Consider the following 22,949-nt stretch of genomic DNA (forward strand, 5'->3'; position numbering starts at 1 on the left):
AATTTTACATTTAATTGGCTTCAATCACCATCTATTTGAGTTAAAGGGAGGCTAATTGGGTGAATTTTTATTACTTTAACATCATGCTTTAGGCTTTTCACTCGGCTTTTAGCAATGCCAAAGCCAGTAAAACCACCACCTATAGCGGCAATGATTTGCAACCATTCAGGCACAGAAAAAACCTCAGCAGCCACTAACGCAAATACCAGACTTAATACCAAAGGCAACATATACACTACAAAAGCATGCTTTACCATGTGGCTATCATCCAGTGCTAGGGTTACTTTTTGCCCAACCACAACAGGGATTTCAAAGCGATAGGGGAAGGTTTTTTTAGCAGTGCCAAATAACTTACTAAATATTTGAGAACCACAACGGCCGTTGCACCCTTCACAGGCTTGCTTTTGTTGGGCTTCTAAATGCGCAGTGGCGCCTTGAATCGACACCACTGTAAGGGTTTGTTCTATCATTATCAGCTTATATTACAAGGGTCTTGCAACCGATTCAGCAATTGCTTTTGCAGTCATTGCTGGAATATTCCCCACCACTGACACATCAAAACTACCGCTATTATGCACATATACTGTCGTGGCACCGGATGACAATGCACCGCTTGGCCTGCGACCAGGTAATGGTCTTTGTACAAACACTGAAATTTCGACAAAACCATCTGAGTATAAATAATAATCCGTCAGTTCATTGTTCAAATCAAGCTTATGACGGTCTGATTTTAACAAACTAAACCCCTCCGGTAACCAGCCTATTTGCCAATTATTACTTTCTGTACTTGCTTCTTGTTGAGTAATTGCCGCTGCTGGTAATGGCGTTGGAAACTTACGATTTAGCATTTCAAGTAATAACGCAGCGGGCTCTTCGGTTACACTAATATGAGTTAACTGTAGTTGTTCTAACATCTCACCGGCATGATTAACATAAGCAGATTTTAGTAATAGCGATGACTCTGCATCAAGCCACAGCCAATAATTAAACTTATATTCGTCTTTTGATTCGATACGCACAAGCTGGGCAGCACGTCCTGCAATACGGCCTTTACCACCGAGCACAAAATCGTAATGTTGGCTTAAACGCTCAACATCTTTGAATAACACTTCTGGGATTGGGCCTGCTATAGAATCAGTATCTATTGAATAAGGTTCAGACTGTGGCTCAAAATAAGTAACTTGATCATCAATACGAACCATTTCAAGGCCTGCGCCATTGAGTAAGCTCAAATGCTCGAGTTCTGTATTACCTTGTTTTGCATGCAACCAACGATATGGTTCCATTGTCTTCCCTTTGACGACCACAAATGATGCGTCAAAGTTACGATTATGAACGGCGTCAGCCATTTTGAGCAGAAGCTCTTTTGCGGGGTTTTCGTCGTCAGCAAAGGCTGGAGCCATTAATACCAACGACAAAATAAAAGTAATTACTTTCATTTAATTAGTTTTTTTCCTCTTCGGCTTGCGCCTCAGTGTGAGCTTTTTCTAATGAATATGCAACTCGTGCTTGGCGTTGATGTTCTAATACTAACGCGCCAATACGCTGTTGCTGTAACTCACGCAAACCTTGCTCTGCATTTTGTAAAGCGGGTTCTGACGAATAGCTAACTGGTGATGCCATTCCTGTTACTGGTGTTGTTTGTAACATCGGAATTTCATTGCTAGGTGAGTTTTCACCTTGTGGCAATGTTTGTACACCAACAATTGCAAACATGGCAACACTTGCTGCAATTGCAAGTTGTGCAACTGGTTTGCGCCAGTTAAACGCCACTACGTTATCGGTGCCCGTGGCAGCCAATGGTGCAGGTTGTGACGCAGATTGTGTGAAATCAGCATAAACTGGTTCACTTTCCAGCGCTTGCGCAACACTATCGCTTATATCAAAGACGAAAGCATCTTCTGACTCAGCACGCATTACGTCACCTATTAGCGCATAACGTCCTAAGGTTGCCGCATCTTGCTGGGCAATAACCTCATCAGTTAATGATTGTTCGCCGTCAAGTAATGCGGATAGATGCTGATTATCCAACTTGTTAACGTGTGCTTTTGTCATATTAAGACTCGCCTATTAATGGGTTTAATTTGTTATCTATTGCTTCACGGGCACGGAAAATACGCGAACGCACCGTCCCGACTGGGCAATCCATCACCACGGCTATTTCTTCATAGCTCATCCCTTCGATTTCTCGTAGAGTGATCGCGGTTTTAAGATCTTCAGGCAAACTATCAATGGTGTTAAAAATCACTGCGCGAACTTCTTCGCTTAGTAGCAAGTTTTCAGGGGATGCATTTGAACGCATTGCATCAGACCCTTCATAAAACTCTGCATCGTCAGCATCTATATCATTTGCTGGCGGTTTGCGGCCCTGAGCCACTAAGTAATTTTTAGCACAATTAACGGCGATACGGTATAACCAAGTATAAAAGGCACTGTCCCCTCTAAAGTTTGGAAGTGCGCGGTATGCTTTAATAAAAGCTTCTTGAGCAACATCAGCAATATCGCCTTGATTTGATACATAACGTGAAATCAAACCGGCTATTTTGTTCTGATACTTCTTTACTAAAAGATTGAAGGCATTTTTATCGCCCTGCTGGACCCTTTTTACTAGCGCTAAATCCAAATCCTGCTCGCTCATTCGAGCCGGTACTCCTCTGTCTGATTATTGCTTGTCATTCATATCCTGCCATTGTTTACAAATACTCTGACTGCTGCATGAATGAAAAGTTCTGTTTAATATTATTTTTTTATAAAATAGCATATAAATATGTTGGCGAAAGTTGAAAATCACTAATAGTGTCGCGCCAAATATGATACATATACGCCTATCATAATATTATTATTTGCTCATTACTGTTTATACATTAGTATCTGGGCATTGTAACCGCAAAGACCACGGACATGAACCAAAATAAACACCATATCACGGATGTCGCTATTATTGGCAGCGGCGCAGCTGGCCTCTCATTAGCATTATCTTTAGCTAATCACTGTAAAGTTACCGTGATCAGTAAAGGTGAATTGACGGAAGGTTCCACACTTTATGCACAAGGCGGCATTGCTGCCGTGTTTGATAAAAAGAATGACAGCATTGAATCTCACGTACAAGACACCTTAGATGCCGGTGGTGGTTTATGTGACAAAGCCGCCGTGCAATACACCGCTAGTAATGCCCATGATTGCTTGCAATGGCTAATCGAGCAAGGCGTGCCTTTTGATATGGAGTTTGATAGCAAAGGCAAAGAGCGCTTTCATTTAACCCGTGAAGGCGGCCATAGCCATCGTCGAATTTTGCACGCTGCAGATGCTACCGGCCGAGCAGTGCAAACAACGCTAATAAGCCAAGTACAAGCGCACCCAGAAATCACCTTATTAGAACAATACAACGCAATAGATTTAATTGGTGATAAAAAATTAGGCCAAAACGGTAAACATATCCATGGCGTATATATGTGGAACCGAGCGGCAAAGAAAGTCGAAACAATTTCAGCTAAGTTTGTAGCCTTAGCAACCGGTGGTGCCAGTAAAGTATACCTTTACACATCCAACCCTGATGTATCCAGTGGTGATGGTATCGCCATGGCTTGGCGGGCAGGTTGTAGAGTAGCTAATATGGAATTTAACCAATTCCACCCGACCAGTTTATATCACCCAGAGCTACAAAACTTTCTGATCACCGAAGCGATGCGCGGTGAAGGTGCTTATTTAAAGCGCCCTGACGGCACACGATTCATGAAAGACTTTGACGAGCGTGAAGAGCTCGCACCACGCGATATTGTTGCCCGCGCTATCGATTTTGAGATGAAGCGCCTAGGTGCTAACTGTGTGTATTTAGATATCAGTCATAAAGATAAAGACTTTATTATTGAGCATTTCCCGACCATTTATGCAAAATGCTTAAGTGTCGGGCTCGATATCACTAAAGATCCAATTCCAGTGGTTCCTGCGGCACATTATACCTGTGGTGGAGTAATGACTGACTTTAACGGCAAGACCGATCTAGATAACTTATATGCGGTAGGCGAAGTCGCTTATACGGGGCTACATGGCGCTAATCGCATGGCCAGTAATTCATTACTAGAGTGCATTGTGTTCGCGCACGCCGCAGCAAAAGATATTTTAGCAAAAATACAACATAGTCCAGCATTAAAAGTGCTGCCGATGTGGGATGAAAGCCGCGTAACTAACTCAGATGAAGAAGTGGTGATCACCCATAATTGGCATGAACTAAGACTATTTATGTGGGACTATGTTGGCATTGTGCGTTCAACTAAACGCCTAGAACGTGCGTTACACCGAGTTGAATTACTACAGCAAGAAATTCGTGATTATTATGCAAACTTCCGCGTTTCGAATAACTTGCTTGAACTGCGTAATTTAGTGCAAGTAGCAGAGCTTATAATTCGCAGTGCAATGGAGCGAAAAGAAAGCAGAGGCTTGCATTATACGATTGACTACCCACAGTTAAATGATAATCCAACGCCCACTATTTTAACTCCGCTTGCTCATGACGAGCAGCCAAAGTAAGACGTTTCAAGCGCACAAAACTCAGTTCATCAACCCCGCTGGCATTAATAATCAGCCAGTGGGAGCTTGCAAAGCCATTAATATATAACCAAACACTGCTTTGATAAACACGGCTTTTGTTACTGATATGGCCATTTATTTTTAGCGTATTATTTTCAAAACGACATTGCGTAGAATCTAATATAAAAACGCCTTGCTGAGGATGGGATTTTTTATACCAGTTCCAACTCACATAGCCAAAAACAGTACTACTGGCGACACAAATAAATTGCGCTAATATGCTAGTTAAAAATAAGCTATAACACACTGCGAACAAGCTAAAGTAGACCACAAAAGGCCTGTGGTCTGGAACATTATTAGTAACCCTAAACCTATACACGAACTCGGTCTAAAATCAGTTGTACCATCTGTTTAAGCTCAGGATCTTTACATTCTTGATGGCCCATAAACCACGCAAATAGATCGGGATCATCCGCTTCTAGCAAACGTTGAAGAACAGCTTGCTGCTGTACAGATAACGAATCAAATGCCTCATCTACAAATGGCATAAATAACACATCTAGTTCTAACATGCCGCGGCGACAAGCCCAGCGGATACGCGCTTTATTGTGAATTTCAGTCATTTTTTACCTCGTACTAAGTTACTTAGCAGTTTAACAAATTGCACCTGAATAAACAGCTATTTATGCATCTATACCAGCAGCGCTAACTACGGTATTATACGCGCCTACATTTATTGTAAAGCAGGTTTTTATGTCAACAGTACACGCATGCCCTTTATCACATCAGCTGATCCGCATTAGCGGTGTTGATAAACTCGCCTACCTTCATGGCCAAATTACCCAAGATATTAATAAGCTCAACCAAACCAACTTCTTATGGGCTGGGCACTGTAATGCCAAAGGTAAATTATGGAGTGTAGCAAAGTTATTTGCTTATCAGGATAGTTACTATTTAGCAGCATCAGCGGTTGAAACCACTCAATCTTTAACGGAATTAAAAAAGTATGCGGTGTTTTCAAAAGTTGAAATACAAGCTGCTACCAGCAAGTTAATTGGTTTAATCGGTGATGATCTAGCTACAACCTTAAATGCGTTGAACATTCATTTTAATGAGCAAGATAGCGCTTGCGATTTTAGTCATGGTAAAGCACTAAAATTAGCAAAAAACCGCATTTTACTGATGGTTAATGATGAATTTTCACTGCCTGATGAGGTTATCGCCCTTGAAAACGACGCGCTGTGGCACCAACATAGTATTTTAGCGGGTGAGCCTGAGCTCAATGAAGCGGCACTCGGTGAATACGTACCACAAATGGTTAACCTGCAAGCAATCGGTGGAGTAAGCTTTCGTAAAGGCTGTTACACAGGCCAAGAAACCGTTGCCCGCATGAAATACCTTGGTAAAAATAAACGCGCTATGTATATCGTATCAGGGCACAGCGATGGAGAATTAGCAGAGCCAGAGCTTGAAACCCAAATGGGTGAAAACTGGCGTCGTGCTGGCAAATTAATAAGCCAAGCCTACAATCAACAAAGTAAAACCTTATTTGGCCTTGTTGTGTTGCCAAACGACAGTGAACCTAGTCAGTTACTGCGTGCAAAACATGCCCCAACGGTAGAGCTATCAATCCTTCCTCTACCCTACTCTCTCGAAGACGAATAAATAGGAGTGACTATGATCGTTGCAACAAATAAAGTGGTAAAAATGCATTATTCAGTCATGGATAATGACAAAAACTCTATCGATAACTCATTTGATGGTGAGCCACTAATCTTTATCGTTGGTACCGGTTACTTAATTCAAGGCCTCGAAGATGCCCTACAAGGTAAAAAAGCGGGCGACACACTCAGTGTTACTGTGCCACCAGAGCAAGGTTATGGCGAACGCCATGATGATCTGATGCAAGCAGTACCAAAGTCGATGTTTGAAGGTATGGAAATTGAAGTTGGTATGCAATTTCGTGCCTCAACAGATGACGGCGATCAATCTGTAATGATCATTGATATTCAAGAAGAAGATGTAATTGTTGATGGTAATAACCCACTCGCTGGCATCACTTTAAACTTTGATGTAGAAATACTTGAAGTGCGTGATGCAACAGCAGACGAACTAGAGCATGGCCATGTTCATGGTGATGGCGGCTGTGGTCACGATCACTAATATCGACTTAAACCGACAATAAAAAAAGCGCTACTGCGCTTTTTTTATATCTATAATTTAATCAAACGAGTGTAGGCTCTGCTATTGGCTCGCTTATCTTACCCGCCAACGCTGCCAGTAAACCATCTTGGTCGTTAGTTCCCAAGCGATATTGGCTACCATCTTTTAAAGTTAGCTGTACTGCGCTAAATCCTGACACTGTGTATACCCAACCATCATGGGTAATACGTAAGCCAATACCATGACGAAAAGAATTTTCTACTGCTTTAGCTTCAATAATATCCACTAGCTGCAACTTATCACCAAACACACCAGGACCAAAACCCCAGCTAATTTGGCTGTCATCAACTTTAATGGTTAAACCATGGAACAAAAAACCCACCAGCACTAAAATCGCTGCAAATACCATTAACGGCATATCGGCACCAATTAAATACCAAGCTAAACCAACAAAGCTGGCAATCCAGCTTAGAATAACAAAAATGAACAGTGCAAATTGCTTATGCTGATACATAACACTCTCTAAAATATTAAAAACTATAAACTAATGTCGCACTTAGTTCTGAATCAAACTTTAACTTGTCGTCTTCCGGCTTAGAATTATAACGATATAAATAAGTAAACTTTAATGATATAGCACCCATCACTTGGCTGATCAATGATGTTTCTGACTTTAATCGTGAGTTTAATCCTGACAATGATTGCTCAATACTTAAATCTTGATTGAAACGTGTTCGAGTCGAGACCGTACGCTCCCACTGCAGTGCTAAACGTAATAAATAGCCGGTTTTGGTTTTGTCTTGCTCATCTTCAAGCTCAGCATCATCTTGCGCCACCGAGCGGTATAAACCAGGCCCTATATCAAAATCAACTTGGTTTTTTACCCCTTGATACAAACGGTTACCATAACCTGCCGCAAGCGTACTTTTAAACTCAAGACCACTGAATTCATCTTCTTCATAATCACCATACATAAAGAATGAGGCGTTTTTTACCCCAACTTTATAGTTGCCCTGCGCAGAGAAAAATATACGGTTTGCCGAGACTTCATCATTACCAGTAGCATCGTTACGATCACGTTTATATAAACTATCTATTTTGAATTGATTACGCCATTTATCAAGGTCTTGATATAAGTTACCTTTGAACTTAAAACTGGTCGAGTTAGTATTACCGCGACTAACAATAAGTCCAAATTCAGTATCGCCGTATAATAGTTCGCCTTGATGGATTTTATGGATCTCTTCATCTGAGAGTTGACCATACTCATGAAAGTCTTCAAAAGGATCAACTGCCCAGACTTTAAAGCTAAGCAGGCAGCCCAACAACAGCAGTATCCTAATCACTGTTCGCTCACTGTGTTGATATTTAAAACAAGGCTGTTTTCACTAAGATACTGCATCTAGATTATTCGCTATCTTTCCATAATATATGACAAAACGGCGCATCTTTATCACGGCTAATCAAAATTTTAGCAAATAGAATATCTTGATTATCGAATTCAAGTCCCACTAACACCTGAATAAATAATTCTGGCTCTATTTCTAATGCAACAAAATCTTGCCATTGATCATCAGGCTCGCCTTCTTCAATAAAGCCAAGCTCTTCTCGATGCTGGTTAAAATCATCAACATCTTGCTCACTAAGGTTATCTGGGGCTAACTCTAAAAAGATATCGTAAGCTTGATGCGTTACTTCTTCTTCACTGTATAAACGGGGTCCTGTCATTGCCATAAACCTTTCATGATGCTAATGCCAGATATAGTATCAAACCTCAGCAAATTTTTGACAAAAAAAAGCCAGGTTTCCCTGACTTTTTTTATACAAAGCTTATTTTACGCTTATGAAGTCGCTGTACCCTTTATTTTTTCGCGCATTGACTGCACCAAACTATAAAATAACGGCACCAACAAAGTACCCAATATAGTCGCTGCTAACATGCCGGCTAGCACAGTGACACCCAGCGATACACGGCTTCCCGCTCCAGCGCCAGTTGCAAATACTAACGGTAATACACCTAATACAAATGAAAGAGCCGTCATTAATACCGCACGAAACCTCATTTTAGCTGCACTAAGAGCCGCATCAAAAATACTCTTACCTGCAAGGCGTTCTTCCATCGCAAATTCTACAATCAAAATTGCAGTTTTGGTCGACATACCGATAAGCAGTACTAACCCCACTTGCGCATAAATATTATTTTCTATACCCAAAACGTATAACGCTAACATTGCACCAAACATTGCCAGTGGAATCGCTGCTATAACTGAAAAAGGGATCGTCCAACTTTCATATTGTGCAACCAAGAACAAGTAAACAAATAGAACGGCCAAAGCAAATAGCAACGGTGCCATATTGCCAGCTTCAATTTCTTGTTTAGATTGCCCTGCCCATTCAAATACATAGCCATTAGGTAACTGCTTAGCTAGCTCTTCCATGGCAGCTATTGCATCACCACTTGAGAACCCCGCAGCTGCTTGACCACTAATACTCGCACTACGATATAAATTGAAGTGCTTGAGGGTTGTTGGCCCAAGAATTGGTTCAAGTTTAGCAAGTGTCGTTAATGGCACCATGTCGCCTTCATTGTTACGCACAAAATAATGCTGCAAGTCTGAGGGATTTTTACGGAACTCACTCTCAGCTTGCATGATTACTTTGTAAGTACGGCTAAACTGATTGAAATCGTTAATATATAATGAACCGAGCTGGGCTTGCAGCGTTAAGAATATGTCACTTAATGCAACCCCTTGAGCTTTAGCTTTATTGCGATCTATCTCTAAAAAGTACTGCGGTACATTTGCTCTAAAAGTACTGTACACATTACTCAAGCTTGGATGTTGGTTCGCTTCATATACCAGCCCATTAAGTACTTGTGCCAACTCAATAGGATCTCGGCCTTCACTGTCTTGCAGACGAAACTCAAAACCAGCGCTATTACCCAAACCAGGAATTGGCGGCGGGTTAAATACCATTATCTGCGCATCAGGCATAGCCCACATTTTTCCCATCAAACGACCAATCACTGACTTTAAGCCAAGTTCAGTACTAGTGCGTTCTTCCCAGTCTTTTAAAATAACAATACCTAAAGCATTATTTGAACCCGCCCCGCCAATCAAAGAAAAACCGGATACAGCAATAAAATCGGTTGCAGCTGGTTCTTGTTTAATAATATCACCTATTTTATGCATCACATCAACAGTGCGTCCCGAAGCCGCCGCATCTGGTAATTGCACATCTACAAATACAAAGCCTTGGTCTTCGGCTGGGACAAAGCCTGTTGGAACGCTTTTAGCAAGCCAACCTGCCGCTACAAAAATAACTAAGGCAAAAATAGCCATTCTCGCTGAGCGTTTTAGAATAAAGTGGATAATTTTAGAATAGATGGAGGTTGATTTAACAATGCCTTTTTCAACTGGCGCTAGCCATTTTATCGGTTTCATTGACTTTTCAGTTAACAATAAGGCACATAAAGCTGGGCTTAGGGTTAATGCGTTAACGGACGAAATTAATACCGCAAACGAAATCGTTACAGAAAACTGCTTATAAAGCTCCCCAGTAATACCTGGCATGAAGCCTACTGGCACAAATACAGCTAATAAAACTAGGGTGGTCGCAATTATAGGCCCGGTTACTTGCTCCATCGCTTTAGTGACAGCCTCTTTAATCGGCAGCTTTTCTTCTTTGAGGATCCGCTCAACATTCTCAATTACAATAATTGCATCATCTACCACAATACCGATCGCTAGCACTAAACCAAATAAGGTGATTAAGTTAATTGAGTAACCCATAGCCATCATAAAAGCAAACGTGCCCACCAACGATACTGGAATGGCAATAGTTGGAATAAGTGTCGCGCGCCAATTTTGTAAAAACAAAAACACCACTAAAACAACCAGGCCAACAGCTTGAAATAATGTAACAATCACTTCTTCGATTGAGCGATTGATAAACTCTGTCGTATCGTATGGTATTGAGTATTCAACACCATCTGGTAATTGCTTAGCAAGCTCTACCATGGTGGCTTTAACATCACTTGCCACTTGCGTTGCATTGGCATCTGTTAATTGGTAAATAACTATAAAAGCAGTATCTTGCTGGTTTAACTTAGCTGTAGTGCTGTAATCTGCTGAGCCAAGTTCAATGCGAGCAATATCAGTCAAACGTACAAAGTTACCATCTTGATTAGCACGAATAATTGTTTGGCCAAATTCATCTGGAGTTTTTAAACGCCCTTTAGCCTGAATTGAATATTCAAACTGCTGACTTGGTGAGCTCGGTGCCGCACCTAACTTACCAGCTGCAACTATAGTGTTCTGCTCTTGTAATGCCGCCCTAACTTCGCCTACTGTCAGCCCTAACGCCGCCATTTTATCTGGGCGTAACCACAATCGCATTGAGTAGGTTTTCTCACCCATAACTTCAGCCGATGCCACGCCTTTAATTCGGCCCAGCGGTTCAGTTAAGTAGTTTGTTGCATAGTTACTTAAAAAAATGGCATCAATGTTTGCTTGGCTAGAATACAAGTTAATACCCAATAACATTGAACTGGATTTTTTCTTAACCGATACACCTTGGCGGGTTACTTCGCTGGGTAACCCCGGTTCAGCTAAGGCAACACGGTTTTGCACATTTACTTGAGCAATATCAGTATCCGTGCCCACCTTAAAGTATACCGTAATCGTAGCCGTGCCATTATTACTGGAGCTGGACTCGATATACATCATATCTTTGACACCATTGACTTGCTCTTCAATGGGCCTGACCACTGACTCTTCCACTATTTGCGCACTGGCACCTGGGTAAACTGCGGTGATCTGTATTTGCGGTGGAGTAATCTCGGGATACATATTAACTGGCAGCAAACCCATGGAAATCAAACCCGCTAGCGTAATCACTATCGAAATGACTAGGGCAAATTTAGGCCGCGCGATAAACGTTTTACTTATCATGTGCGTTTCCTTTAGTTTGCAGCGTCTGGTTGGCTAGAAATTGTACCTGTGGTGTGATCGACCTTTTTTTCGACTGGTTTAACTTCGACCCCTTGACGTACTTTTTGTAAACCTTCAACAATCACTTGCTCACCTTCTTCAAGACCCGATTTAACGACCCACATCGCATTGATACGTCGTCCTAATTGCACAATACGCGTTGCAACTTTATTATCTTCACCCACTACTAATACAAATTTACCTTGTTGATTTTCTTGTACTGCAGCTTGAGGAATAAGTGCTTGCAGTTGCTTATCTTTACTTTCAACAATTAAGGTGACAAATAAGCCTGGCATTATAATGTTCTGTGGATTAGCGAATGTAGCTCTTAATTCAACAGTGCCAGTACTGCGATCAATTTTCGTATCGGCAAAATCTAACTGCCCTTTTGATCCTAAGTCCGAGTTATTTGGCAAACGCAGGGATAAATCTATTGGTACATTTTGAGGGTTATTAGCACTATCTTGATGTTTTTGACGATAACTAATGTAATCGCCTTCTTCGACCTGGAAATTAACATAAATTGGATCCACATCAGTCAATTCCGCCAATTCATTTGAGGAAGGGCTAACAATGTTGCCTACGTCATAATTAACCTTACCGATACGCCCTGCAAACGGCGCTTTTATCTCGGTGTAACTTAGATTTAATTTTGCTTTTTCAAGGCTGGCCTTTGCAGAAATAACAGCAGCAGCGGCTTGCTCATATTTAGTGGTTAATTTATCTAAATCAGATTGTGAAATAAACCCTTGTGCAGCAACTTCTTTACCGCGTTTTAAATCACGAGACGCACCATCTTCACCAGCAAGTTTACTTTTTAAGTCTGCTTCAATTTCAGCAACAGAGGATTGGTATTCACTTGGGTCAATTCTTAGTAATAACTGTCCTTTTTCAACAAATGAGCCTTCATCAAAATGACGTTCAATTAATTCCCCCTCAACACGAGCGCGAATTTTTACTTCCTGATGAGCTTCCGTGCGAGCAACAAACTCTCGATAATTCCCCACCTCTTGGGTAACAACATTAAATACTGAAACCGCGGGAGGTGGAGCGACTTGTTTGGTAGCGTTATCATCTGAACAACCAGCTAAAAAAGCGATTAATGTTGTACCAACTACCCCTTTGATCGCTAATGACATGTAAGTTCCTAAAATGCTAGGCGTGAACCTTTTTAGCATGGTTTATCTCCTTGGTAGCTGCGCAACTACCTTTATGTATGTATTTAAATTATCCTTAAACGTCAAGTTACGTTCAGAGGCTATTATTGGCTGATTATATAACAAGCCACTCGATTAAAAATATAGACCAATTTGTAATCATTTGTATCTCAAGTTAATAATAACTGACTCTAAAACAGCTTGTTTTTCAAAAAAAGCTACGCTTTACATCAATTCAATTAACTCGTAAGCTAAACTGAAACAGGTCAGAGGAGTTGACATGATTAACTTTGAAACACAACAGGCAATCGCCTTCGTTACATTATCCCGAAAAGATAAACAAAATGCGTTGAATTTTGTCATGTTCAAACAGCTGACAAGTATTATTAAAAAAATTAAAAAAGACCCGACTATCCGCGCTGTCGTTATTCAAGGTGATGGTGAGCATTTTTGTGCTGGACTGGATGTTGCTGCCGTTATGAAAAGTCCCATAAATATTGCCAAGTTGCTATTTAAATGGTTGCCGGGTAACTGTAATTTAGCGCAGCAAGTTGTGCTGGGTTGGCAATCACTAAGTGTGCCGGTATTCGCAGTCGTCCAAGGTAATTGCTTTGGTGGTGGCCTGCAAATAGCTCTTGGGGCTGATTATCGGATTGTGCACCCAGATGCTAAATTAGCCATTATGGAAGCGCGCTGGGGACTATGCCCTGATATGGGTGCAAATGTTGTACTACCTAGCTTACTAAAACGTGACGATGCCATGTGGCTTGCCAGTCATGCAGATCCTATTAGTGCTGATAAAGCGCTGCAATTAGGGTTAATAACTGAAGTAAATGCGGATCCAAAACAACGCTGTTTAGCAATGATCAATACCTTATTAGCTCGCTCACCGGATACTTTAGCGGCAATAAAACGCGTTACTCAACAAAGTTTTAACACTCCAAGAAGACAAATTTTAGCAAAAGAAACCATTAGCCAAATTCGTCTGCTTATTAACAGCAATACAAAAAAGGCCATTGCAAAAGCCAAAGGCGCCGATAACATTGAGTATCAAAATAGTAAACGTTGGTAACAAATTCACTTAATATCAACGCTAAGCAATAAGTCGCATAGTTTTCAACAAGCAAATATGATGAAGTATAATACGACCTGTAGTGAGTAAATAATCAATGGCTCCCCGACCCCAAGTGCTTAAAAAAATCTTCCCTTATTTACTCAGCAGCTGTTTGATTTTGGGTTGTTTGGCGATAGCAAAAATAATCATGCACTGGCTGCAAGGCAGCTTTCCAGCCCCCCTCTTAGCGATGCTAATGCTACTTACGTTACTTTTAACAAACGTAGTTAAAGAGCATCACTTAACTCCCTGTGCTAAGCCATTATTAAATGTCATGCCGCTTTTTTTCATCCCTGCTGGGGTTGGTTTTATCGAACACCTTGAAATCATCGCCCTGCAATGGCAATTTCTCAGTGCAGTTTTCATTTTGGTGCCATTGACCAGCTTACTGCTTATCGCAGCAGTGATCAGTGTATTTAAAGGCAGGATTGAACATGATTGATCTATGGTGGTTAAGTATTCCTGTAATTATCACGCTGTTTTTAGGGTTAAGGAAGCTCAATACAACCATTAACAATCCTTTATTAAAAGCGCTGACTAATCCCGTTTTTATCACTATTACGCTTATAGCCATATTACTAGTGAGTTTTTCACTGCCTTATTCGCAATTTGCTAGCCATAGCCAGCTATTAAGCTATTTACTGGAGCCTGCCATTGTTGCGCTTGCATTACCGCTATATCAACAATTTGTGCATATACGAAGAAATCTCTTGCTGATTGTTGGCTGCTGTAGTCTGGGCATAATCAATGCCACTGTGGTTGCAACCTTACTCAGTGCTGCATTTAATGTGCCTGCACAATTAGCAGCATCTGTTGCCGCTTTATCGGTCACTACTCCCATTACTCTATTAGTGACTGATTCACTCGGAGGCATTGCTTCGTTGGCAGCTGCGATGGTGATTTTTATCGGCTTATTAGGTGCTTTGTTCGCGCTACTTATTCTTCGTCAGGTGGGCATTTATAACCATCAGGCACAAGGCGTTGCGATTGGTACTGCATTTCATGCAATAGGCACCGCCGCCGCACTTGTTGAGCATCCGCGTATTGGTGCATTTGCTTCAGTGGCAATGGCACTGAGCGCATTACTTACCGCTTTAATCGTACCATTACTTTATCCTTTTTTGAGTCAAGCTCTGCTATGATGAAATAGTTTAACCACTTTATTTATGGATAATAGATGATCAGTACAGAAATCCAACAAGTTGAAAAATACTACACCATGATCAGTGAGTACCTCGTTAAGTACAGCATGCAATTAGTTGGCGCATTGTTGATCTTGATTTTTGGTTTGTGGGTGGCACAAAAAATATCTAAGATGATTGCCGCTTTAATGGCGCGTAATAATATTGATATTACTCTCACTAATTTTGTCAGTAATGTAGTGAAAGTATTGTTTATCGTTATGTTCATTATTATTGCGCTAGGTAAAATTGGCATAAGTGTCACACCTTTTGTCGCTGCAATTGGTGCAGCTTCTCTTGGTGCTGGTTTAGCATTGCAAGGGATGTTATCAAATTATGGCGCAGGCTTGGCTATTATTGCCACCCGCCCCTTTATCGTTGGTGACACGATTGAAGTTAAAAATGTCAGCGGCCAAGTAAAAACCATTGAGCTAGGTTACACCATTTTGATCAATGAAGAAAAAGTCGAAATTACTATTCCTAACAAACACATCGTTGGCGAAATACTGCATAACTCATTTAATTATTCATTGGTCAAAGGTGAAATTGATATTGCCTATAATGCCAGTGCTGAGCATGCTATAGAGCTTATAGAAAACGTATTGAAAGACCATGAGTTAGTCGCAAATGAACCGCTATCACAAGTTGGCATTGAACGGTTTGCTGAAAGTGGAGTAACAATTAGTTACCGCTACTGGGTGCCGACGACGAAAATAATTGAAACCAAGCTGGCCGTAAACGGTGGTGTATATAGTGCGATTCAAGGTGCGGATATTGAAATTCCATTCCCACAACGGGTGATTACTATTAATAAGCACGATCTTGATAGTTAAATGCAGTATATAAAAAGGGAGCCGCTGACGGCTCCCTTTTTACGGCTAGTATAGTACAGCTTTAAAACTTATAGCGCACATTCGCAGTTACAGTTCTGCGTTGACCATAGAAGCAATCTCCACGCGCTAAACATGATGTAATCACTGTTTTATCCGTTAAATTTTGCGCTTGTAAACTAAAACTATAGTCATCAAAATCATAACCAATCATAGCGTCAAATAAAGTATAGTTATCCGTTTTAATAGGATCATTTAAAACTATATTATTCATTTCAACATAGGCACTTCCATCTGATGTTTCACCAACGTATCGTGCTCCAAAACCCATTTTAAAGCCGTTCAATGACTCTGGTCGCCAAGTACTCCAAATAGATGCTTGCTGATCTGGCAAGGCACTTAACTTTGCACCATCTTCACCAAGAGTATTACTTTGACTAACATAACCGTCAGTGTATGCATAAGATGCGTAAACATCGACTGTATCCCAAGCTAGCTGTGCTTCTAATTCAATACCTTTAACAGTTACCTCACCTTGCTGAACTTGTCCATTAGGGTCAATAAGATTTGTATTACCCACCTGTTCAGCTGGTAAGCTGGTGGTGCGATTTTGCTCAACGATCTGATACACCGCAGCTGTTAATAAATGCTCTGTACCTGCTGGTTGATATTTTAAACCCGCTTCAACTTGCTCACCCGTTTTTGGTTCGAATGCTTTACCGTAAGCATCTTGACCCATTAATGGTTCAAATGATTCACTATAACTTGCATACGGTGAAACCCCTGAGTCAAATAAATACATCAAGCCTAAACGACCGGTGGTCGCATACTGTGACTCACTTTTGCCGTTTTCAGGGTTTGCTGTTGCTTTATCGCGACGTAATGCTGTTGAGACTATCCACTTATCAGCAATTTTCATACTGTCTTGAATATATAAGCCAGTTTGATAAACCTTTGACGAGTCATAATCAACGATATCATCTACCGTTGGTAAATTAGCGACTTGGCCATATTTCGGGTTAAATAAGTCTAGCGTGCCAGCTAGTCCAGAAACAGAGTCGTTATCGGTATAAGCATTTTGATAATCAAGCCCCATCACTATTGTGTGCTCAATATTACCGGTTATTATATTGCCATGAAACTGGGCATCACTGGCAATAGCCCGCGAATCAGCGGAGCTAAGATAAGACACTCGCTTGACGCTGCGCCCATCTTCTAAAAATTTAGGTGGCCAACCATAAATCGTATGATAATCAGCATGACTATCGGTGTAACGCGCAGCAAGTTTAAACTGCCAATCAGCATTAATATTTTGCTCTAAAATCGCAGTGATTGACGCTTGCTCAGTATCATAACGATCAAAACCCGGCTCAGAAACAAAACGGCTTGATGGAATTTTGCCGTTTTCGTTTTCTAAAATGGTGCCTGAGTGAGGTAAGAACGAGGTACTCGTGCCTGATTCATTCTTTTGCCAATTAGTTAATAGCGTTATTTTTGTATCATCAGTGGCATACCAGGTTAATGATGGAGAAAACACAATACTGTTATCTGGCACATAATCGGTTTGGGTATCACTCTCTCGCCATAAACCAATTACTCGCCCTTGTAATGAAGCATCATCATTTAATGCACCGGTAATATCTCCCGCAACTTGTTTGCGCGAGTAATTACCAACTTGCCCCCAAAGCTGTCCTGATGTTTCAGCTTCTGGTTTTTTACTGACTAAGTTAACAATCCCGCCAATTGACCCCTGTCCATAAAGTACTGAGCTCGGCCCTTTGAGTATTTCAATTTGCGACAATCCATAAGGGTTAGTGCGAACATTATTATAACTACCATACAACGATTTTAAGCCATCTAAGTATTGTACGGGCGACACACCACGAATAACCGACCAATCGCCACGGGTATCAACACCGTATGGACCGTTATATAAACCAGACACATAACCAATTGCATCTTGAATAGTTAGTGCGCCTAAATCTTCAATTCGCTCTTGCGTTAAAACTGAAACAGACAACGGAGTTTCAATAATTGGCACGTCTGATTTTGCACCAGACGCACTCATGTATGAAATCAAACCTCGTTGGCTTTTTACCGTAATAACTTCTAAATCGTGATCTTCACTCACAGCATGCTGTTCGGCAACAGCATTAGAAGGATTTAACAGTGAAAGAAGAGTCAAAGATAAAATACTTAACGGTGTATTTATTCCACTTAACTGCATTAATATTCCTTAGGACAAATTGAAATTGAAGGTAGTTTAATAGTACAATTATTGAAATGCAATATGAATGATAACAAATATCATTAACAATAGGTTTCACTATGGCTAAAGTAAGCAAGCGATTTTGGTTTCAATTACATGGCTGGTTCTCATTGCCTGTATGGGTTTTATTCTGTTTTATTTGTATTACAGGCACTCTCTCTGTAGTGAGTCATGAGCTTACCTGGTTAACCAACCCTGCTGCTCGAGCAAGTAATCCTAACAATTTGCCTGCAAAACCAATCGATGAATTAATAGCAGCAGTAGAACAACAACATCCTACTGCTGATATCACATCAGTATTGGTGTATGAACCGTATTTAGTAAACGCTATTATTTTTACAGATCACAATAAACCCCAAGCAATTGCCTACGTAAATCAGTACACAGGGCAAATACAAGCAGTTAATCAAGGCATCACCTTTATTGGTTTTATGCGCGCGTTACATGGTTGGCTGTTGTTTCCATGGCAATCTGGTTATAGCGTCGGTTATTATCTTGTATCTGCAATGGCAATAGTCATGTTTGGCGCATTAGTCACCGGGCTGATTATTTATAAAAATTTCTGGCGTGCTTTTACTCAGCCTAAATTGCGCTTTAATCAAGGTAAAAAAACCTTACTAAAAGATTTACATAGCTTGGCTGGCGTCTGGTCTATGTGGTTTTTACTCATTATGAGCTTAACGGGGTTTTGGTATTTAACTCAAGCAATTATGTGGCATAACGAAATTGATATTGAAGAGCATCCGCCGCTGGTAAGCATAGCTGATTTGCCCACCTCTAAAACGGTACCGGCCATCAGTCTAAGTCAGGCTCTACAGCTCACTAAGCAGCAGTTTACTGACTTTGAACCTCATTACATCATGTTCCCAGAACATAGCCGAGGCATGTACAGTATCAGCGGCTCGAACAACACTATTTTCTATGATGACTATGCGTTCTCAACGACGATAAATCCTTGGACAGGCGAATTAGCACAGACTAAAAGTCCCGGATCAATGAACGCTCTACAAACTATTTCTCATATTGCAGACCCTTTGCATTACGGCACAATTGGCGGGATCTGGACCAAGCTAGTTTGGTTTATTTTTGGCGTGATCTTAAGCGGTATGTCTATTACAGGCTTTATGATGTGGCGTAGTAAGTTAGCTAAGACAACAAAGGCGCAGCTGCTAACGACTGACTATATTCAGGAGGCACAATAATGGCGCGACTTAAAAGTACTTGGTGGCAACGCTATAAGTATCTACTACATGCTAGTATTTTAATTTTACCATTTTGGTTTTTATATCAATCAATGATTCTCATATTTCCTGACTCATGGGGCGAGCAAACAATGGGAGAGTTTACCCTTGCACCCATGCCACTTAATATGGCGCCCCCCTATAGCCACCATGGTGAATACGTTAAAGATTTTATGGTAATGTTTAATAAAGGAAAAATAGCAGATGTACGCCAAGGTTACATGAATATTGGCCCCACTCCTTTACCACTTAGTCAGTTATCAAAAGCCGATGAAGGTATTTTACATGGCACGCGTCATGGTCAACATGTGCACGCTATTGCACCAAAATTAATAACCAGCAAAGATAAGGCATGGATCACACTCCAAACGTGGCAAGGTGAATTGCTAGTTCAAAGCTGGGAAATTCCAAGCCAGTTTATTAACTAACAACAATGGGGAGCAAAACATGCTCCCACGCCCACCCAAACCCAACTTTTATTTAACTTAAATCACCATTTATCTTTACAAAAGTAATAATGTAATAAAGTATTACAATTAACCTTTTAAAGGTTAATCGTTGAGCTGCTCATCGAATGCTAAATTTGCTTGAGCTATCGGATCATACACACACAGTACTTTGGAGATAAAATGAAATTTTCCACACAATTACTTTGCTGGCTTAGTTTAGCCGCCAGCCCATTTTTTAATAATGCATTCGCTATCGATAATGGTGTCTATACCATAAAATCAAAATATAGCGCCAAATTTGTCGAAGTCGCCAATGCATCAACTGCGGATGGCGCGAATATTAGCCAATGGGCTAATACTAATCACGATACCCAACGTTGGCTCATTACTCAGGTTGAAAATAATAACTACTCTGTAATAAACCTTAACAGCGGTAAAGCAATGGAGGTCTTTGAGTGGTCAACTAGTGATGGCGCAAACGTAGTCCAATATGACTATAGCGCTGGTGCAACGCAGCATTGGCAAATTAATAGCGAAGGCAACGGCTATGTGAGCTTTATCAATGCCAATAGCCAAAAAGCGCTCGATCTGTATGACTTTGACGGCAATGACGGGGCTAATATCAGCCAATGGGCATACAATGACAGTGATGCACAGCTTTGGCAGCTCAATAAACTGGCCAACGTAGAATCCGCTCCCTTTGATCCTTCAACTACCAATGGCGCAACGGATCATTGGCCATTAACCGGTAGTTTAGTCACTCACGATCCAACCATCAGTTACGAAAATGGCACGTGGTGGATATTTCAAACTGGGCCTGGTATCGCTGGAAAGTGGTCAAATAATGGCGTTGCTTGGAATGATGCCGCAGCGATTTTTCCCAATGGCTTAAATTGGTGGTCTAACTATGTGCCTGAACACGATGGCATTGATGTTTGGGCGCCTGAACTTAAAAGTTACAATGGCCGCAGCTGGCTTTATTATGCAATATCAACCTTTGGCTCGCGTGTTTCGGCAATTGGTTTAACCTCAGCAAGTAGTGTCTCTGCCGGTAATTGGCGTGATGATGGTTTAGTGATAAACACCACCAACAGCAATAGCTACAATGCGATTGACCCAGATTTAGTCGTCGCCAAAGATGGTGCGCCATGGTTAACATTCGGTTCGTGGAATTCAGGTATCAAGTTAATGCGGATCAACCCAATAACGATGAAACCATTTGGTGAGCTCTATTCCCTTGCTAGCCGCTCAGGTGGCATTGAAGCACCAACGATCATCTATCGCCAAGGATACTACTACCTATTTGTATCTGTTGGTAAATGTTGCGCAGGAACCGATAGCACCTATCGTATCGCATATGGGCGTGCAACGGATATTCGTGGTCCTTACTTAGACAAGAATGGCAACAATATGCTCTCTGGTGGTGGCAGTATTTTAGATGCTGGTAACAGCCAGTGGGCCGGACCTGGCGGCCAAGATATTCTTAATACCGATGTAATGGTTCGCCATGCTTATGATAAAGGTGACAACGGTGTGCCAAAACTATTGATCAGCACACTAAATTGGGACTCAAATGGTTGGCCAAGATTTTAAACCAGCCAACTTAACAACATTTATAAAGCGTGTAATAACGCGCTTTATAAAAAACGCTCCATGATAGCGGAGGCGATTTGCGTAGCTATTCCACATCCCCACATATATGCACGTTGGATCGGGTAACCTCTAAAAATCCAACGCTTTCTAACATGATTAAAATTACTTAAATAATCAGCTTTGGCATCTGGCAGAGGTTGATCAGCAAGCTTTGCCCATGCTTTATAAACACCCGACATATCTGCACCACGCATAAATTGCTGTAACCAGCGAGGAAATCGCGCGTATCGTATCGTCGACTGAAAATCGATGATATACGGTTTACCATCATCACTACAAAGCACATTACCCAAATTGCGCAAATCTAAATGTACAACCCCTCGGCGATGCATTAATGCAACCAGTCGTTCAAAATCTTTAAAAAAACTAACGGGTAGCACTTCTTTTTGTTGTACTAACTGTTTAAGTGGTGTGCCTGTAATATAGTCATAGGCAACAGCAATCGGCGATAATCGTAAAAATCGCCCACTCACTCCAGTTATGCCAGCTAAACGAGCCAGCCCTTTATACTCTTGATTCACCGATAAAGGCGCAAAGGTTTTTCTCACCCACCAAGGGCTATGTTGAAAATCTTTAATGACTAAATCGAGTTGCTGATCGGTATAACGATAGACAATAGCATTTGCAAAACGTCCGGTATGAACAACATTTAAATTTTCGGCTGCAAACTGATGTTCTGGAAATTGCTGCTGTAACTGCTGTAATAAAGTAGCTTCGATCATAACACCCTGCGACTTGTTAAATATAAATGCCTAGGCAACTACATTATCAAATCTCTGCACTCACAGCAATATAACCCTTAGCTAGATTTACGATTTCAAATTATGGATTGCTCTAAATAACAGCTTTGCCAACAGTTTTTTTTCATCATCAGAAAAGTCGATTAGTGCTGTGCGGTAAATATTATTCACAATAGGGAGTATTTCAGGGTAAAGCTGTTGGCCTTTTTCCGTAAGGCATAATAGCGTAGAGCGGCGATCTTCTGCGGATTGTTGTTTTGCAACTAAGCCTTTTTCTTCTAAACGAGACAACAAACGGCTCATCGCGCCACGATCATAAACCATATGCTCACATAGCTCTGCCAAAGTATGCACTTTGCCTCGAGCTAATAGCACCACAACAATATATTGCGCCGAAGTTAAATCCATTGGCGTAAGGCCAGCATCTAGATGAGTTACTAAATTTGACCGTAAATAAGCAACTAACCGACCCAGATCTTGAACGGGATCAAGATCATCAATACAACATTGTACAAGTGAAGCGGACTCTTTCATAAATTCTCAAAAACTGCGTGAAGGTCACTCATTGACCATTAATACCTATAATAATTCAATCAAACATAATTGCGTAGTGACACCTAATTAGTGTAGCGTC

24 protein-coding genes are annotated in these 22,949 nt (G+C 41.1%); 10 read left to right on the top strand and 14 right to left on the bottom strand.

The annotated features are described in order from the left end of the window. Window positions 1-20: 20 nt before the first annotated feature. Genes H5203_RS10345 through rpoE form a run of 4 tightly spaced genes read right to left on the bottom strand, consistent with a single transcriptional unit; the run spans window position 21 to window position 2,638 of the window. On the bottom strand, window positions 21-470 hold the full coding sequence (locus H5203_RS10345) for a SoxR reducing system RseC family protein (RefSeq protein WP_182819698.1): 450 nt from the start codon (window positions 468-470) through the stop codon (window positions 21-23). Between the two features lie 12 nt (window positions 471-482). Continuing rightward, a complete protein-coding gene (locus H5203_RS10350; protein WP_145237603.1) occupies window positions 483-1,439 on the bottom strand; it encodes a MucB/RseB C-terminal domain-containing protein in 957 nt (318 codons plus the stop codon). A gap of 4 nt (window positions 1,440-1,443) precedes the next feature. Beyond that, window positions 1,444-2,055, bottom strand: coding sequence for a sigma-E factor negative regulatory protein (locus H5203_RS10355; RefSeq protein WP_145237606.1), 612 nt, complete (start codon window positions 2,053-2,055; stop codon window positions 1,444-1,446). 1 nt (window position 2,056) lies between these two features. Continuing rightward, on the bottom strand, window positions 2,057-2,638 hold the full coding sequence (gene rpoE / locus H5203_RS10360) for an RNA polymerase sigma factor RpoE (RefSeq protein WP_145237609.1): 582 nt from the start codon (window positions 2,636-2,638) through the stop codon (window positions 2,057-2,059). 263 nt (window positions 2,639-2,901) lie between these two features. Here rpoE and nadB point away from each other — a divergent pair, with 263 nt between their 5' ends. Continuing rightward, window positions 2,902-4,527 carry an L-aspartate oxidase gene (nadB, locus tag H5203_RS10365; protein WP_145237612.1) on the top strand — a complete coding sequence of 542 codons (1,626 nt, stop codon included), beginning with the start codon at window positions 2,902-2,904 and terminating at the stop codon, window positions 4,525-4,527. Here nadB and H5203_RS10370 read toward each other — a convergent pair. Next, entirely contained in the window at window positions 4,487-4,858 is a 372-nt protein-coding gene (locus H5203_RS10370) for a hypothetical protein (protein WP_310736554.1), read from the bottom strand. The two genes, nadB and H5203_RS10370, sit on opposite strands and share 41 nt — an antisense overlap. Before the next feature lie 40 nt (window positions 4,859-4,898). Continuing rightward, window positions 4,899-5,150, bottom strand: coding sequence for a succinate dehydrogenase assembly factor 2 (locus tag H5203_RS10375; protein ID WP_054205400.1), 252 nt, complete (start codon window positions 5,148-5,150; stop codon window positions 4,899-4,901). Between the two features lie 130 nt (window positions 5,151-5,280). Here H5203_RS10375 and ygfZ point away from each other — a divergent pair, with 130 nt between their 5' ends. Beyond that, complete coding sequence (ygfZ, locus tag H5203_RS10380) at window positions 5,281-6,192, top strand: tRNA-modifying protein YgfZ (RefSeq protein WP_182819699.1); 912 nt, start codon at window positions 5,281-5,283, stop codon at window positions 6,190-6,192. 12 nt (window positions 6,193-6,204) lie between these two features. Further along, complete coding sequence (locus tag H5203_RS10385; protein ID WP_145237619.1) at window positions 6,205-6,690, top strand: peptidylprolyl isomerase; 486 nt, start codon at window positions 6,205-6,207, stop codon at window positions 6,688-6,690. 61 nt (window positions 6,691-6,751) lie between these two features. Here H5203_RS10385 and H5203_RS10390 read toward each other — a convergent pair whose 3' ends face one another. The 5 genes from H5203_RS10390 to H5203_RS10410 all read right to left on the bottom strand — a co-directional run bounded on the left by H5203_RS10390 (window position 6,752) and on the right by H5203_RS10410 (window position 12,820). Next, complete coding sequence (locus H5203_RS10390; protein WP_145237622.1) at window positions 6,752-7,204, bottom strand: hypothetical protein; 453 nt, start codon at window positions 7,202-7,204, stop codon at window positions 6,752-6,754. 16 nt (window positions 7,205-7,220) lie between these two features. Then, a complete protein-coding gene (locus H5203_RS10395) occupies window positions 7,221-8,036 on the bottom strand; it encodes a DUF481 domain-containing protein (protein ID WP_145237626.1) in 816 nt (271 codons plus the stop codon). 61 nt (window positions 8,037-8,097) lie between these two features. Then, window positions 8,098-8,418, bottom strand: a complete 321-nt coding sequence (locus H5203_RS10400) for an HI1450 family dsDNA-mimic protein (RefSeq protein WP_145237630.1) — start codon at window positions 8,416-8,418, stop codon at window positions 8,098-8,100. Between the two features lie 113 nt (window positions 8,419-8,531). Continuing rightward, entirely contained in the window at window positions 8,532-11,642 is a 3,111-nt protein-coding gene (locus H5203_RS10405) for an efflux RND transporter permease subunit (protein ID WP_182758782.1), read from the bottom strand. Window positions 11,643-11,653: 11 nt separating this feature from the next. Then, entirely contained in the window at window positions 11,654-12,820 is a 1,167-nt protein-coding gene (locus H5203_RS10410) for an efflux RND transporter periplasmic adaptor subunit (RefSeq protein WP_182731872.1), read from the bottom strand. Between the two features lie 298 nt (window positions 12,821-13,118). On the opposite strand from H5203_RS10410, the gene H5203_RS10415 reads away from it, so the two are divergent. The 4 genes from H5203_RS10415 (at window position 13,119) to H5203_RS10430 (ending at window position 15,966) form a co-directional block, all read left to right on the top strand. Beyond that, window positions 13,119-13,910, top strand: coding sequence for a crotonase/enoyl-CoA hydratase family protein (locus H5203_RS10415; RefSeq protein ID WP_182716997.1), 792 nt, complete (start codon window positions 13,119-13,121; stop codon window positions 13,908-13,910). Between the two features lie 97 nt (window positions 13,911-14,007). Further along, entirely contained in the window at window positions 14,008-14,394 is a 387-nt protein-coding gene (locus tag H5203_RS10420) for a CidA/LrgA family protein (protein WP_182819700.1), read from the top strand. Continuing rightward, the gene (locus tag H5203_RS10425) at window positions 14,387-15,094 is read left to right on the top strand and encodes an LrgB family protein (RefSeq protein ID WP_182731870.1); all 708 of its coding nucleotides are present in this window, start codon (window positions 14,387-14,389) and stop codon (window positions 15,092-15,094) included. The genes H5203_RS10420 and H5203_RS10425 overlap by 8 nt, the downstream gene beginning before the upstream one ends. Before the next feature lie 35 nt (window positions 15,095-15,129). Then, window positions 15,130-15,966 (top strand): mechanosensitive ion channel family protein, encoded by an 837-nt coding sequence (locus H5203_RS10430; RefSeq protein ID WP_182819701.1) that lies wholly within the window; start codon window positions 15,130-15,132, stop codon window positions 15,964-15,966. Window positions 15,967-16,027: 61 nt separating this feature from the next. Here H5203_RS10430 and H5203_RS10435 read toward each other — a convergent pair whose 3' ends face one another. After that, entirely contained in the window at window positions 16,028-18,190 is a 2,163-nt protein-coding gene (locus tag H5203_RS10435; RefSeq protein ID WP_182819702.1) for a TonB-dependent siderophore receptor, read from the bottom strand. A gap of 101 nt (window positions 18,191-18,291) precedes the next feature. Here H5203_RS10435 and H5203_RS10440 point away from each other — a divergent pair, with 101 nt between their 5' ends. The 3 genes from H5203_RS10440 to H5203_RS10450 all read left to right on the top strand — a co-directional run bounded on the left by H5203_RS10440 (window position 18,292) and on the right by H5203_RS10450 (window position 21,515). Next, on the top strand, window positions 18,292-19,434 hold the full coding sequence (locus H5203_RS10440) for a PepSY domain-containing protein (protein ID WP_182819703.1): 1,143 nt from the start codon (window positions 18,292-18,294) through the stop codon (window positions 19,432-19,434). Then, a complete protein-coding gene (locus H5203_RS10445; protein WP_149980916.1) occupies window positions 19,434-19,901 on the top strand; it encodes a hypothetical protein in 468 nt (155 codons plus the stop codon). The genes H5203_RS10440 and H5203_RS10445 overlap by 1 nt, the downstream gene beginning before the upstream one ends. A gap of 201 nt (window positions 19,902-20,102) precedes the next feature. After that, window positions 20,103-21,515 (top strand): family 43 glycosylhydrolase, encoded by a 1,413-nt coding sequence (locus H5203_RS10450; RefSeq protein WP_182819704.1) that lies wholly within the window; start codon window positions 20,103-20,105, stop codon window positions 21,513-21,515. A 44-nt stretch (window positions 21,516-21,559) separates the two neighbouring features. Here the strand turns inward: H5203_RS10450 and H5203_RS10455 are convergent, their stop codons facing one another. Both H5203_RS10455 and H5203_RS10460 read right to left on the bottom strand, forming a co-directional pair. Beyond that, window positions 21,560-22,297, bottom strand: coding sequence for an RIO1 family regulatory kinase/ATPase (locus H5203_RS10455; RefSeq protein WP_149980918.1), 738 nt, complete (start codon window positions 22,295-22,297; stop codon window positions 21,560-21,562). 87 nt (window positions 22,298-22,384) lie between these two features. Beyond that, the gene (locus tag H5203_RS10460) at window positions 22,385-22,849 is read right to left on the bottom strand and encodes a MarR family winged helix-turn-helix transcriptional regulator (RefSeq protein WP_149980919.1); all 465 of its coding nucleotides are present in this window, start codon (window positions 22,847-22,849) and stop codon (window positions 22,385-22,387) included. Window positions 22,850-22,949: the final 100 nt, after the last annotated feature.

Origin of the sequence: Pseudoalteromonas sp. SG41-1 (assembly GCF_014164575.1) — a bacterium.
GTDB lineage: Bacteria > Pseudomonadota > Gammaproteobacteria > Enterobacterales > Alteromonadaceae > Pseudoalteromonas > Pseudoalteromonas rhizosphaerae.